General features: G+C 62.0%; 10 protein-coding genes and 2 pseudogenes. 5 read left to right on the top strand and 7 right to left on the bottom strand.

What is annotated here, in order from left to right; genetic code table 11:
* A partial coding sequence (locus tag JX25_RS14300; protein ID WP_164876177.1) for an IS110 family transposase occupies positions 1–482 on the bottom strand: 482 nt, incomplete at its 3' end.
* A 135-nt stretch (positions 483–617) separates the two neighbouring features.
* Between JX25_RS14300 and JX25_RS14295 the strand changes: the two are divergent.
* Positions 618–971 (top strand): annotated as a pseudogene (locus tag JX25_RS14295) (integrase core domain-containing protein); the annotation flags it as partial.
* A 105-nt stretch (positions 972–1,076) separates the two neighbouring features.
* Entirely contained in the window at positions 1,077–1,271 is a 195-nt protein-coding gene (locus tag JX25_RS14290; RefSeq protein WP_128255779.1) for a hypothetical protein, read from the top strand.
* 358 nt (positions 1,272–1,629) lie between these two features.
* Here the strand turns inward: JX25_RS14290 and JX25_RS14285 are convergent, their stop codons facing one another.
* The 5 genes from JX25_RS14285 to istA form a co-directional block, all read right to left on the bottom strand.
* Positions 1,630–3,285, bottom strand: a complete 1,656-nt coding sequence (locus tag JX25_RS14285) for a BCCT family transporter (RefSeq protein ID WP_128255778.1) — start codon at positions 3,283–3,285, stop codon at positions 1,630–1,632.
* Between the two features lie 1,066 nt (positions 3,286–4,351).
* Positions 4,352–4,729, bottom strand: a complete 378-nt coding sequence (locus tag JX25_RS14280) for a response regulator (protein ID WP_128255777.1) — start codon at positions 4,727–4,729, stop codon at positions 4,352–4,354.
* 1 nt (position 4,730) lies between these two features.
* Positions 4,731–7,427: a PAS domain-containing sensor histidine kinase gene (locus tag JX25_RS14275; RefSeq protein ID WP_164876171.1), complete on the bottom strand. Its 2,697-nt coding sequence runs from the start codon at positions 7,425–7,427 to the stop codon at positions 4,731–4,733.
* 785 nt (positions 7,428–8,212) lie between these two features.
* Positions 8,213–8,941 carry an IS21-like element helper ATPase IstB gene (gene istB, locus JX25_RS14265; protein WP_128253886.1) on the bottom strand — a complete coding sequence of 243 codons (729 nt, stop codon included), beginning with the start codon at positions 8,939–8,941 and terminating at the stop codon, positions 8,213–8,215.
* Positions 8,874–10,439, bottom strand: a complete 1,566-nt coding sequence (istA, locus tag JX25_RS14260) for an IS21 family transposase (protein WP_128253885.1) — start codon at positions 10,437–10,439, stop codon at positions 8,874–8,876. The genes istB and istA overlap by 68 nt, the downstream gene beginning before the upstream one ends.
* A 137-nt stretch (positions 10,440–10,576) precedes the next feature.
* Between istA and JX25_RS14255 the strand changes: the two genes are divergently transcribed.
* Positions 10,577–10,804 carry a hypothetical protein gene (locus tag JX25_RS14255; RefSeq protein WP_128255775.1) on the top strand — a complete coding sequence of 76 codons (228 nt, stop codon included), beginning with the start codon at positions 10,577–10,579 and terminating at the stop codon, positions 10,802–10,804.
* Between the two features lie 30 nt (positions 10,805–10,834).
* Here the strand turns inward: JX25_RS14255 and JX25_RS14250 are convergent, their stop codons facing one another.
* Complete coding sequence (locus tag JX25_RS14250; RefSeq protein ID WP_128255774.1) at positions 10,835–13,267, bottom strand: membrane-bound PQQ-dependent dehydrogenase, glucose/quinate/shikimate family; 2,433 nt, start codon at positions 13,265–13,267, stop codon at positions 10,835–10,837.
* A gap of 351 nt (positions 13,268–13,618) precedes the next feature.
* Here JX25_RS14250 and JX25_RS15185 point away from each other — a divergent pair.
* Positions 13,619–13,756, top strand: a pseudogene (locus JX25_RS15185) (IS3 family transposase); the annotation flags it as partial.
* Between the two features lie 423 nt (positions 13,757–14,179).
* The coding region (locus tag JX25_RS14245) for a PAS domain-containing protein (protein WP_128255773.1) at positions 14,180–14,854 on the top strand (675 nt) is incomplete at its 3' end.

The raw sequence follows: 14,854 nt of genomic DNA, 5'->3' as shown, positions 1-14,854 counted from the left end.
AGGAGACGATGCCACAGTTCGGTCTTCGACCGCGCAACCATCTCGTAGGTCTTCGATAGTTCCTGAATGTCGCATGTGCCAGCAACCAACGGGTCGTGAAAGACTTGCACCGCACCGATCTCCAGCATACGCAGGATGACCTGCGCATCCTTGGGATCGTTCTTGTCCCAGCTGTTGTGCAGCGCTTCCCGCGTGCGGGCGAGAGCGACGGAAGACACGAGCTTCAGCTCGAACCCCGCGGCCCCGAGGGCGAACATCAGCGCCCGGTGATAGTTGCCTGTCGCCTCGAAACCGACGGTGACAGGCAGACCGTATTCTATCAAAGCCGCGATAAGACGACGATAATCATCGGCGGTGTTCAAGACAGTCATCCGGCGGCGGCGCGACTTGCCGGGCGTAGCAATCAGCACCTCGTGCCGGTGTTTGGAAATGTCGATGCCTACCAGAACGCGGGCATCCAGAGTATGCTTAACCTTGGCCATGGCCGGTCTCCTCTGTGGTGTGGTTCGCAAAACCACCATAGAGACCTGAGCGCCGGTTATGGCCGCCTGCTGCGCATTTTGGAGGCTGCGCAAGCGGCCATAACCTTCAACGGCCGATCATTCCCAACATGCTACGGCACGGAGTTCACCAGCAGGGCCATCGTGAAGTGGGCCGAGCAGAACGACATTGCTTGGCACTACATCGATCCCGGCAAGCCCCAGCAGAACGCCTTCATCGAAAGCTTTAACGGCAGCCTGCCCGACGAGTTGTTGAACGAGGAGATCTTCGACAACCTGGATGATGCCCGCCGCAAGATCGCCCTTTGGCGCTACGACTGCAACGCCGTCAGGCCGCATTCTTCGCTCGGCAACCTGACGCCCTTCGAAGCGCGCGGGACGCTTGAGCTACCTGATGGCTCCGCGCCCGGCGCGCTTGCCCTGAAACCACCCGCCGACTATCAATCTCGAACCGGCAGACTCTCAGTATGACCGAGGGACCAACGGGGGCAGGTCAGTATCAAGAAGCTTACATCAAAGGTGTTTGGACGCTTAGCTATACTGTATAGCATTCTCCTGCTGCTTTCCGGCAGCTGGGTGAACATCAAGAAACGCTATGTTGCTTTGATTCCGACGAAGAACCGTTCTTCGCCTAAGGCCATGGCCGCCACCCTTGGCGGCGGGGTAGGGCAGGCAATTTCGCATCTGGAATGCACCGGCTCTTTTGATGACAAGATGATCGTCTTCATATCAAACAGGCTGGCCGATCAGGATTTGCGTGCCAACCGATAGGGATCGGAACGCCTGCGGCAACTCATCGACAACATGGGGGGTACGGCACGGATGTTGATTATGGCGATTGGCTCAAGCCAGCGTCAGGCAAGACATCTTGATGACCGTAGTCGCTGATGACAGGTTGCTCCTCCCCGCCGAGGTTCCCTTTGTCCCCATTGGCGCAGCGGCTCTTGCCAGGGTTCAGCGAACAATCGGACCACGCACCACTGCCTTTTCGAAGGTGCTGGTCTTGGCATGCAAGGATGCGGGCCAAACAGCGGGCAAGGTTCTGCGAGCGTCCGCCTGATAAAGAAAAGGAACGGCGAGCAACCCGCCGTTCCTGCGCTTGAGTGATCTGCCCTGCAGGCTGGTTCGCTTAGGATGTAGCCCCGACGCCGTTCGCCTCGGCCCACCTATCGCGGTAATGGTCGCGGTAGAGTGCCTTGGCAAGCGACACGCACATCACCACCATCACGAAGGCGAAGGGCAGGGCGCCGATGATCATCGCGTTCTGCAGGACAACCAGGCCGCCGCCACCCGCGACGATCAGCGCCCCGATGACGGCGGTAAGCAGCACGCCCCACACGATCCGGTGGCGCGAGTCCGTGTCCTCCTCGCCGCCGGCCATGATCGTGTTGATCACCAGAAGCCCCGAGTCAGCCGAGGTGACAAGGAAGGTCAGGATCAGCACGGCGCACATAACGGCGACGATGCTGTAAAGCTGCTCTCCCACGATCAGCTGAAGCGTCGCGAAAAGCTTGTTGGTCGAGGAGGCATCGATGATCGCGCCTTGTGCCACGCCCGACAGTTCCAGATCCACCGAGGTACCGCCGAGGATCGCCATCCAGGCAAAGGACACCAGCGACGGCATCACGACCGCGCCGATCACGAATTCCCGGATCGTCCGCCCACGCGAGATGCGCGCGAGGAACAGACCCACGAAGGGCGAGAACGCAATCCACCATGCCCAATAGAAGGTCGTGGCGCCGGTCTGCCATTCACCCGCTTCGGTGCTTGTGGAGAAGGCCTGAACCGACAGCGCGGGGAAGTGCAGGAGGTAATCGGTAAGGGCCTGGCCATAGGTCGTCATGGCGAAAGCGAACGAGCCGAACACCACGAAAACCAGCAGCAGCAGTGTCGACAACACGAGGTTCACGTTTGACAGGTACTTTACGCCGCGCCCCACGCCCGATACGGCCGACAGCGTCGACAGAAGCATTACCACCACCAGTGCCACGATCAGCCCGACCGCCGACGGCATTGGGGGGCCGCCATCCTGACCCGGCCGCATCATCCACTCCATCCCGGTGATCGAGTAAAAGCCATTCACAAGCTGGCTGATGCCAAACCCGATCGTGACGGCAATGCCAAGGATCGTGGCGACCACGCCCAGAATATCGACGATATGGCCGAACGAACCGTTCAGATGCCGACCGAACAGCGGGGTCAGCGCGGTGCGGATCGTCAGCGGCATGTCACGCGTATAGGCATAGTAAGCAAGGCAAAGCCCCGTCACGACATAGATGCCCCAGGCGTGCAGCCCGTAATGCATGAAGGTATAGCGATAGGCGGATTGAACGGCGTCGGCCGAATAGGCTGCCGCACTGCCGTTGATGACGTCGGGGTTCTGGCCCCAGTTGTTCATCGGCTCGGCCGTGGCATAAACCATCAGGCCCACGCCCAGACCCGCGCCGAACATCATCGCGAACCAGGAAAAGGTGGAAAATTCGGGCTTTTCATCTTCCTTGCCGAGCTTGCGCCGCCCCGAGGACGGGATCACTGCCACGATCAGCAGGAACCATGCGAACACGCCCACGGCGACGATATAGAAGAAGTTGAACACACCGAGGATTTCAGCGTTCACGAGCGACAGGATCGCATCGGCACTGCCGGGTCGAAGCAAGGCCCAGACGGTCAGCAGTGCGAAAACGATCTTTGCAGTCAGCGCGATTGGAAGGGAATATCCTTGGTAAAAGCCTGTATCGGCTGTCTGGATCTCTAGGTCGGTAAAGGGAGGCTTCAATTCAGTCATGCATACGTTCCGAAAGGACCTTTCATGTCGTTGCAGCAATGGTTGTCAGCGGAGATGATGTCGTGACCTTTAGAAGCGCAGGCTGCCGTGCCCTGACGGCAAGCAGCGCGCAACAAAAAGGGGCCGCGCCAGGCGGCGCGCCATGAGACTGCGGATGTCATACTGATTCCCGCGTCGTTCCGTCAGTGACGATCCAAGAAGGACCGTCCATGATGAGGTCAACGAACATGAGGGACTTATAGCGGTATCTGCCGGAATATCAACCGCCAGCGGCAGTTAAGGGCCGCAGCCGGAGTTCGCACAAGGCAAAGCTGACCGTCCGGCACGCATTTTGCGGGTGTTGCCTTGGTTCCGCGGGCGCATCTGTCAGAGGTTGCGGGGTGGGTTGGTGATGCGACACGCCGCCATTGATCGGATATCCAAGGCAGAGCGGCGGGACCTTGTTCTCAGACAACTGGGCGAACGCTTCGAAGGGGGAAGTCCGGGGGCAGGGCAGGGCGCGGATCAACGAGCACATCAGAACGCGCTCTCCCCTGTCGGGGTGGAGCGCGACAGGCAGATGCTTGATCCTGAACGGGACGCAACGGGTGAGGCCACATGAAAATTGCGCTGAACAATTGTCCAGCGCACAATCGCTAACCACTTGCCTCACCCGTCAGCGCCTATCAACGCGCTTCTTTGAACATGGTTCCGAGTTTCCGCCGGTATGTGAGTTTTTCTGATGCAGCGGGCACCTGAACCTGCCGCGCCGCAGCGGGTAAAACAGTTCTACGAAGCGCGGTTTCAACCATCGGATCTTTTGGCCGGTTAGCTTCCACCGCTTAAAGCGGAAACACCATCCTGACGACTGAACATCAAACCATGTATATATGGGTTCATCGGCAAGGAGCGCTCTGTTCTTCGCGCCGATGGGGAGGCCTCCATCGGGGTCAAGTCGGCGCGCGGGGCTTCATCGGACAGATGCCGGCGGGACCGGGTGAGGAACCAGGAGGCCCTCTTCTGGAAAAGCATGTTCTTCGATCGCAGGACGCCCCCTGTAGCTCAGGATCCCTCTGACGTCCGGCCGCTACGACGTGTCACACTTATCAACCGCGCCTGTGGCAGCTGCGAATGCCGATTTCAGATCGTCAGGGCCGTAGGGTTTGGACAAGGTTGGCACTGTCTTCAGCACCTCGGGATGCTCGGCGTCTCCGTACCCGGTTGCGAAGATGAAAGGCACTCCGCGCCTGCTCAGCTCATCCGCTACGCCGTAGCTTCGCTCGCCCCTGATGTTGACATCAAGAACTGCGAAATCCGGTGTGTGGGTGTCAAGAAGGCGAAGGGCCTCCGCGATGGTGGTTGCAAGCCGCACGTCCTTCGAGCCAAGTTCAAGAAGCATGTCCTCGAGCGCGAATGCGATGAGCGGCTCATCTTCCAATATCAGGACTGAGGGTCTGTCCGTCATCTTAAACCTTCGGGAGTGGTGCGTCGATTACGCAATGAAGGCCATCGGATGGGAATTCAAGGACAACTTTGCCTTGCAGTTCGGCAGCAAGCCCCCGCTCGATCATGCGTGTTCCGAACCCCTTGCGTGTTGGACCGATCACGGCCGGTCCGCCCTTTTCCTTCCAATCCAGTCGAAGGCGGGGCCGGTCGCTGTCCTTGCTGACCTTCCAGGTCACCGTGATCGTTCCCGCATCGCTGGACAGGGCGCCGTACTTGATGGCGTTCGTGCTGAGTTCGTGGACCGCCATGGCCAGCGAAACAGCGGTCTGGGGCTGAACGACCACTTCCGGCCCCTCGAACGTCACCTGCGCCGAGGCCGCTCCTGCCGTTGCCCGGACGGAGCTCGACAGGATCTCCGACAGGTGGGCTTTTTCCCAGTGCCGCCGGGTGAGGAGGTTATGTGCCGCGGCAAGTGCACTCAGCCGCGCACGGAAGGTTACCAGCGCCGAATCCGACGACACTTCACCCCTGAACGACTGCTGGGCCAGACTTTGCACGATCGCCAGCGTGTTCTTTACGCGGTGATTAAGCTCGTTGATCAGCAATTGCTGCTGCTCTTCGGCCCTGCGTCTCTGCTTGATTTCCAGTTGGGCATCGCGGTAAAGGCGCGCATTGTCCACGGCGATTGCCGCCTGACCCGCGATGCCAAGCATCAATTGCTCGTGGTGTTCGGTGAACCGGCCTGGTTCAGGATGGCCGAAGAACAGCCCGCCGATAACCTCGCCAGAGCGGGATGTAACGGGCACGGCAAGGTAGCTGCGGACCGGAAGGTGCCCCTGCGGCATGCCGTGATGCGGCGTGTTCTTGCCGTAGCGGGGGTCGTTAAGGATGTCGTCCGATCGCACGATCCCGGCGCCATCGAAGGTCGGCTGGAACACTGCCGTCGCACGCGGCAACCCGAAGCTTTCGAACTGGGCCTGGTCGGCACCGGACAACGCATAAAGCATGAGCGCTTCACCGGCGTCATCATGCAAGGTGTAGAAGAAGGCCCCGAACTGCGCACCAGCCAGCGCAACCCCCGCATCGGTCACAGTCTGTACGACACGTCCCAGATCAAGTTCGGCCGCGACAGCCGCGCCCGTGCGGTTCAGGGTTTCCAGAATACGCTTCTGCTCCTGCAGCGCCTCCTCCCGGGCTTTCTCCTCGGAGATGTTACGCGCTTCGATCACGGTACCAATCGGGCGGCCCTCATCGTCCAGCAGCGGGCTTGCCGTGAAGCCCACGGGGTAGAAAGAACCGTCCGGCGCGATGAACAACTCCTCGCCGCTCATCTGGGCTCGCGTCGGGAAGGCCCGGTCGATGGGACACTCCTCGATCGGATAATGCGATCCGTCAGGCTTCTTGTGGTGAATCACGTCGTGCAGCGGGCGCCCCTGCAACTGCTCGGCGCGATAGCCGGTCAGTTTTTCGGCTGCCGCATTGGCATAAACGCAGTGCTGTTGGTGATCGATCAGAAACACGGCTTCGCGCGTGTTGTTCAGAATGGCGTCGAGCCTTCTGGATGTTTCCCGCAGCGCAGTCTGCGCATGCATCGTGCTGGTGATATCACGCGAAACACAAAGGACCTTCTCGGGCCGCCCCTCGGCGTCGTTCATCGGGGTGACAACCACGTCCCACCAGCGTGCGCTTCCCTTGAAAGTGGGGGAAAAGCCCTGAAAACGCCCGGTAACGCCACGCTTTGCCTCTTCCACGGCAGTGAGGGCACTGTCCTTTTCTGCGCCCTTCCACAGCTCTGGCCAAAAAGCGCCGCGGACCAACTGAAAGTCATCCACCTCCATGGCGCACATTCCGCCTTCCGACATGAACTCAAGCCGGCCTTCAAGATCAAGAACCTCGATACAGTCGCCCGAACTTGCAAGGACGCGGCGGGTAAACTCCTCGCTGGTGTGGAGGGCGGTTTCCGTGCGGCGGCGTTCCTCTATGTCAAGCAAGACGCCGGGAAAGCTTAATGATGTCCCGTCCGCTCCCTTGTCGACGCGCCCGTTCGCCTCGATCCAGTGATATTCGCCATCCCCGCGGCTTACGCGGTATTGGTGGACGTAAGGGCCACCCCGCTCGATCGCGGCCTCGATCGCGGTGATCAATCCTTGCCTGTCATCCGGATGGACGGTCGCGATCACCTGCTCAAGGCTGAGGCCGCTGCGGCCCAGGTTGGGGTCCGTCCCAAAAACCTTGGCGAACGGCTCATCGACCGTGAAGCTGTCGGAGGGGAGATCCCAGAACCAGGTTCCGATGATCGCGCCCGCCGCGAGAGCGAGCCGCACCCGATCCGCATCCGCCCTGGCACGTGCCTCGCTTTCACGTAGCTTACGTTCCGCGTTAACCTGTCCCGTAATCTCCTGGCAGGCGCAAAAGAAGCCGTCGATCGTGCCCGTTTCTCCTCGCACGGGCGTATATGAAAACGCGAAATGGGTCTCCTCACGAAACCCTCTGCGTTCCATCCAAAGCTCGATATCGTCCATCTGCACAGGCTCACCGCGATAGGCCTGTTCGACGTTCGGCAGAAGATCGTCCCTGATCTCCTGCCAGACATCCAGAAAGTTTTGCCCCATCGCCGCCGGATGCTTGTCCGCAAGGATTGCACTGTACGCGTCGTTATACAGAAGCGTTTCCTGCGCCCCCCAAACAACGAACATCGGCTGGCTTGAGTTGAGCATGACGCCAACCAAGGTCTGGAGCGCCACCGGCCAGTCGGCTGGCGAACCAAGCGGAAGCGGCGTTTGAAGGCACGCGCGCAGAAGCGTTCCGGCTTCGCCGCCACCTTGCAAGAAGGGCGGCCACGAAGTCTGTTCGCATGCGGATGCATACGAGGTTTGTCTTAAACCGCTCATATAAAGGGGAGTCCCGCTTTCGTTGGTGCCCGAATCTTCAGGTTTGTACAGAACAGGCCGTGCTTGCGCCACCACATCCAGTGCGGCGGCTGGTTAATCTGCCGGTTTCGGATGTGCCGCGCATGATCGCCAAGATTCGTGATGCTCGCGCGCTTTTCGCTGAAACCTGTATCTGCTGACGCTGACGATCCTTGAGAGCGGCATCTTTCCAACCTTGGCGGTTGCCTTCCCGTAGCACGCGGAGATCATTGTGGCCGGGTTCGGCTGCAACCGGACGTTCGGGCGACGGCTTGGTGAAGGCACTGCGCCGTTTCCGCTGATTGGGGTGGCCTTGGGAGGTTTCCTCTTTGCCACGCTCGCCTTGTCCATCACGCCAACGTTCTGGTCCGTGCTCACCTTCGGTGTGCGGGGCTATTCGGGCTAAGCGGCAGCGCCGTTTCCACCATGTTCAGCCTTGGCCTTGTTGTGGCGGATAGGCAGGATGTCAATCGGCCTCCAAAAGGAACCCCCTATCGGCGTGCAAAAGGGACCCCATTGGGGTGTGGTAGCTGGCCCGATGCGGCGTAGCTTCCATATCGCGCAGCCGTGTCGGGCCAGCGGGTCACCGGGTGTCACGCACGGGTCTTGAAGCGCCAGCTTTCGTTGCCGGTCTCGACGATGTCGCAATGGTGGGTGATACGATCGAGCAGTGCGGTTGTCATCTTTGCGTCGCCGAAGACGGCGGGCCATTCCCCGAAGGCGAGATTGGTGGTCACGATGATCGAGGTTCGCTCGTAGAGGCGACTGACGAGGTGGAACAGGAGCTGGCCGCCGGTCTGGGCAAAAGGAAGGTAGCCGAGTTCATCGAGGACGAGGAAGTCGAGCCGACCGAGGATGTCGGCGGTGTGGCCTTGTCGATCATCGCGGGCCTCGGCATCGAGCTTGTTGACGAGGTCGACGACATTGAAGAAGCGGCCACGGGCGCCGTTGCGGATACAGGCGCGGACGATGCTGACGGCGAGATGGGTCTTGCCGGTTCCGGTGCCGCCGATCAGCACCACGTTGCGCTGCTGCTCGAGGAAGTCGCCTGAGGTGAGGTCCCGGACCAAGGTCTCGTTGACCGGCGTGCCCTCGAACTGGAACTCGTCAATCTCCTTGGCCAGCGGCAGCTTCGCCACCGTCATCTGATACCTGATTGAGCGGGCCCGCTTCTCGCTGATCTCGGCCTGGAGCAGGTCACCGATCACCCGTTGGGGTTCGTGCTGGCGCTTCACCGCAGTGGTGAGGATCTCGTCATAGGCAGCCTTCATGCCGTAGAGCTTGAGTTGGCCCATCGTGTCGAGGATCTGCGATCTTTGCATGGTCGGTGCTCCTGAGGGTATCGTATCGGGCGCAGTCGGCGACGGGTTCGTGGGCCAGCTTCAGCGCTTCCGGGGTGGCGATCGGTGCGGGCGGCTTGGGTTCGCGGCGGCGGGCGAGGATGTTGAGAATGACATCGGCGGAATGGACACCTTCGCCGAGCGCTTCGGTGCAGGCAGCTTCGACGGCGTCCGTACCGTCGCTCAGCAAGGCGGCGAGAATCTCGACCATCTGGCGATCCCCGCCCGGGATCCGTTCCAGTTTCCGCCGGACACGGCGCATGGCGGGCGGCAAATCCCAGTCCTTGAACGGTGCCCCGTTCCGTAGTGCGCCGGGCTTGCGCGCAAGCACAGGGAGGTAGTGCAGCGGGTCGTAGACGGCATGATCCCGTCCGAAGGCGCGGGCATGTCTGCCGACCACCTGACCATCCTGCCAGAACTCGACCCGATCAGCGTAGGCGCGGATCTCGACCGGGCGCCCGACGGCGCGGGCGTCCACCGAGTAGCGGTTACGGTCGAACCGCACGAGGCAGGTCTTGGAGACCGAGGCGGGCACGGCATGGAAGCCGTCGAAAGGGCCGACATAGGGCACCAGGCGCGGACGCTCGGCCTCGAAGACCTCCCAGGTAGTCTTGTCCCGGATCTCGGTATGGGGATTGGCCTTTGCCCAGGCGATGCAGCGGTCCTGAAGCCAGGCGTTGAGTTCGGCATAGCTCCTGAACTTCGGCCTGGGCACGAAGAACCGCCGCCGGATCACCCCGACCTGGTTCTCGACCTGGCCCTTCTCCCAGCCGGAGGCCGGGGTGCAGGCGACTGGTTCGAAGAGGTAGTGCCCGCTCATCTGCTGGAACCGGCGGTTGTAGGCCCGGTTCTTACCGACGAAGATCGTGTCCACCGCGGTCTTCATGTTGTCGTAGATGCCCCGTGTGCAGGTGCCGCCGAAGAAGGCGAACGCCTTGTCGTGGGCGTCGAACACCATCTCCCGGGTCTCGCGGGGATAGGCTCGGACGAAGACCATCCTGCTGTGGCACAGCCGGACGTGGGCCACCTTGATCGTGGTGGTCACCCCGTCGATGATCGCGACCTCGTGGCTCCAGTCGAACTGGAAGGCTTCCCCGGGATCGAAGCTGAGCGGCACGTAGGCTGCGGCGGAGGCCTCGGCCTCCGATTGCGACCAGCTCGCGGCGTAGCGCCGGACAGCATCATAGCCGCCTTCGTAGCCCAGGGCCCGGAGCTCCTCGAAGATCCGGATGCGGGTCAGACGCTCACGCTTCGGACGACGGGCATTCTCGACGAGCAGGCGGTCAAGTTCATCGCGCCACGGCCCGATCTTCGGCTGGGGCTGCACGGTGCGCTCGTAGCTGAACTCGGTGGCCCCGGAGCGGATTACCTTCCGGACCGTCTTCCGCGACACGCCCAACTCGCGGCAGATCTCCTTGATTGGCTTGCCATCCTGAAAATGCCAACGCCGGATCTTCGCGATCGTCTCCACAACCAACATCCCAAAAGCCGCTCCCGATTTGCCTCGGAAGCACGATGGACCACCGCATCAGGGGGGTCCCTTTTGGAAGCCGATCACCCCAATACGGGGTCCTTTTTGCATGCCGGTTCACACTCGACCCGCTGTCGCGCGAACGGATGCAGGATGAACTGCTGCGGCAGGCGGGCGGGGCCTTCATCGTGGTGACCCACTCGGTCGAGGAGGCGCTGGTGCTTGGCGACCGGATCCTCCTGATGGCGTCCGACCGGAGCATGAGGACGATCACGCCGCGTCTTTCGGGTGTCGGGGGAGGGCGGCGCCGCGACCCTGCCTTCTATACGCGGCTGGCCACACTTTCGGACGATCTTCGCGCCGCCGCAATGTGAAGGCGGCGCGGTGTCCGCGCCGCCCCAAGGTCATTCCAGTGTGTAGGCGATAACCGAGTCCCCCGGCGTGGTGCCGAGTGAGCCGTGCCCGCCCGCCGCGATGACGACATACTGTTTGCCGTCCTCGCCGCGATAGGTCATCGGCGTCGCCTGACCGCCTGCGGGAAGGGCCGTCTGCCACAGCGTCTCGCCCGTCCGCATGTCATAGCCGCGGATGATGTCGTCAAGCGCGGCACCCGTGAAGGCGACGCCGCCCGCCGTGGTCAGCGTGCCGCCATGGGCCAGCATCCCCATCTCGAACGGGATCGGGAACTTGATGCCCGCGATCTTCTGGCCCGCCACGGTGCCGTTGCGATATTTCCAAGCGGTCGTGCCATCGGCAAGGTTCACGCCGACGCGCACGCCCCATGGCGGGGTGTTGCACGGAACGCCCAGAGCCGAGCGCATGTGCTTGATCTGCACCGCATAGGGTCCGCCAAGGTTCTCGTTCCCCGGGCGCGATTCACCGCCCGCGCCGCCGGCCGAGAACATGCGCTTGTCCAGCTCGCCTTCGGGGCGGGGGAACAGCTTGTAGGTATAGCCGAGATATTGCGGTGTCGCGATCATCCAGTGGTTGACCGGATCGACGGCGATGGAGCCCCAGTTGAACACGCCGATGTTGCCCGGCCACACGATGGATCCGGTGGTGGTGGGCGGCGTGAACGGGTTGCCGTCATAGCGGTTCGACCGGAAGGCGAGGCGGCACTGGATCTGGTCGAAGGGGGTGGTGCCCCACATGTCCGCCTCGGTCAGGGGTGCCGGCGTGAAGTTCACGGACGACATCGGCTGGGTCGGCGACAGATCCTCGTTCGGGATGTCCGTCTCGGTGGAGACTTCCATTTCGGATACGGGAAGAACCGGTTCACCCGTGCGGCGGTCGAGCACCCAGATGTTTCCGACCTTCGTGGGCACGAGGATCGAGGGAACCATCTCCCCCTCGCGCGGCAGCGTGATCAGCACCGGCTGCGAGGGAAGGTCGCGGTCCCACAGGTCATGCCGCGTGGTCTGGAACCGCCAGACCATCTGGCCCGTCGCCAGATCAAGGGCTGCCAGCGCGTCGACCAGATCCTCGTCCTCGGCCGAGCGGGTGATGCCGACCTGGTCCGGGGAGCGGTTGCCGAACGGGATGTAAACCAGCCCCAGCCCCTCGTCGGCCGAGAACTGCGTCCAGGCCACTGCAGAGTTCGCGACGTATTCTTCGCCAGGGGCCAGCGGGGTCGTGTCGTCGGGAGCGCCCGCATCGAACTTCCACACGATGGAGCCCGTGCGCACGTCGAATGCGCGGATCACGCCCGAAGGGTTGTTCTCGTAGTAGTTGTCGGCGATGGCGCTGCCCAGCACGATCAGGTCGGCCGTCACCAGCGGGGCCGAGGTTTGCTGGTAGGTCGCGCGCTTCAGGTTCGGCATCTGCGCCTTGAGGTCGACGAAGCCGTTGTCGCCGAAGGTGGTGCAGAGCGCGCCCGTATCGGCGTTCATGGCGTAAAGCCGTGCATCAACCGAAGCGGCGATGATGCGGCGCGGGCATTCGGCCACGGCGGCGGCCACCGCCTGCTCCTGGATCGGATCGCCGCCCATCGGCGCGGTATAGCCCGTGGAGTCGTTGTAAGACACGCCGCGGCAGGTCTGGTGCTGATATTGCGGATCGCGCGCCATCTGCGGGTCATAGGACCAGACAAGCTCCCCCGTCTCGGGGCGCAGGGCCTGCACGATGTTGTGCGGCGTGCAGAAATAGAGCAGGCCGTTCACCTTGATCGGCGTCGCCTCAAAGGTGTATTCGCCCGAATCCTCGTCGGCCTTGCGCAGATCGCCCGTGTGATGTTCCCACGCGACCTTGAGGTTCTTGACGTTGCCGGTGTTGATGTCGCTCAGGGCGGAATAACGCTGGCCCAGGTTCGTGCCGCCATAGGCGACCCAGTCATCGGCGGGATATGGCACGCCGCTGGGGTCGACGGTGGCATCTGCGGCATCAGCCACGGGCGTCAGCTCTCCCTGCTTCTGCACCGGATCGACGAACCAAGCCGCGGCGCCCAGCACGGCGATGATCGCCACAACGGCACGCAGGAAGAGGGGACCGTTCGACAGGCTGAGCGACCAGCGTTTCTCAGGGGCATCGCGCAGCTTGTTCACCACGAAGGGAAGGGCGAGCAGCAGCCCGAGGAACACGATCAGCGCCCCGCGCGGGATCCACTGCCACTTGTCGAACCCCACTTCATAGAGCGTCCAGATGAACGACAAGGCGAGCGTCAGCGCATAGATCCAGAGCCCGCTTTGCCGGCGCCGCATCAGCTGGAAGCCTGAGGCGAGAAGCCCGAGGGCCATGATCACGTAAAAGACGCTGCCTCCCGCAAGGGCAAGGTGGCCCCCATAATACAGGATCGCGGCGCCCAGCAGCGCGGACAACAGTCCGCCGAGCTGAGGTATCATCTTGAAATCTCCTTCGACTGTCCTGGCGGCACGTCCCTGAACGGTGACTGCGACATATCGGCACGCCGCCTGTTGTCCCCGAGTAATGGCAGTGCTGTTGACATACAACAGTATACTGACACGCATATGCAGCCCGTGTGACGCTTGTCACACAACTTGCCGTCGCATGGATTTCCTGCCGCGTTACGCTGGCCCCCAGCCAAGGGCGGCCTGGTGAATGGTGATGTTTATCATGAGATTGCCCTTTACGCTGCGTGGCTGCCTTTCGGCGCAATGGCGGATGCCTTGCCTATCACGCGCTGACCTTAGCCGGCTGCTGCGCACTGGTTCGCGGGATGTTCACAGATCGGCGCGGTCTCGATCCGCAGGGCGTGTGGGGTGCTGTGGTTTGACTGTTCGAGCTGCCACTACACATCCCGCTGCACCGATGCGGCACAGTCGACGCTGCGGATCCGTGCGATCGGCGGGACGCGGTATGGCTACCGTCGCGACAGCGGCAGCAATGCCTGAGCGCACACCGGTTCATGCACCTTGCGGTTGCGCCAGAAAAGCTGGAAGATTGGCGTCGACACTGAAAAGGATACGCGGCCCCAAGCGCACTGCACTTTCCCGTCGGCGTTACGAGCCCGCCGCCATGACCAAGGCCGGAAAGTCCAGCTTCCGGGGAACCGAAAACAGTAGGCAGGGCAGCCTGGGGTGGGTTCCAGTCGCTACTGGAGGAAACAACCCGCGAAAGATCACTGGAGCGCGCTGGCCATGTGGCCAGTCTTCAGAGACAAGTAGTTTTGCGGCTTCCGCATCTATAGACCTCCGGATGAGCGGGCGTCGGGCCCGCCCAAGTTGACATCGGGGCCAAGTACTTGTGACAGTAGACACCAAATCGAGCGCCCATGTCAGAAAGAACAAGAGGGAATGGCCAGCAACATGACAGCCGATTGTCCTGACCGGCTTGGGCCTTCTCCAGCAGCCGAGGATACTGCACAAACTCAATCTGCCGGGCGCGAAGCTTCATCAGCTGACATTCCCTTCGAGATTTTGGAAAGCCTGATAAATGGCGTACCTGAACCGCTTGTGGTGAAGGACAGACACTCCCGCATCATCCTGATGAACGACGCGATGTGTGCACTTTTGGGGCGCGGCCGCGATGAGGTGCTGGGGCGGACAGACCCCGATTTCGTTCCCGAGGAGCAGGCACGGGGCTTCCGTGCGGACGATCAACATGTTCTGACGACCGGCGAGGAACGCGACGTTGAAGAGGAACTGACGTCGGCCAATGGCTGCGTACAGCTTCTGAGAACCCGCAAGCGCCGGGTTTGGCTTCCTGGACCGACCGGCCCGGAACCCTTTCTTGTCGCGACCGCAATGGACATCACCGAGAGCCGGCGGGCCGAGATAGCGCTGCGGGAGAGCGAGGCGCGCTTCAGGATGATGGCGGATGGCGCGCCCGTGATGATCTGGATGAGTGACGCTAGCGGCGCCGGCATCTTCTGCAACAAGATGTGGCTTGCGCTGACAGGGCTGGGAGATGAGGACGCCCTTGGTGACGGATGGCTGAAGGCCATTCATCCTGACGACCAGAAGAGGGTG

This window comes from Falsirhodobacter deserti (genome assembly GCF_004015795.1).
GTDB lineage: Bacteria > Pseudomonadota > Alphaproteobacteria > Rhodobacterales > Rhodobacteraceae > Falsirhodobacter > Falsirhodobacter deserti.
This window is presented reverse-complemented; position numbering and strand designations above follow the sequence as displayed.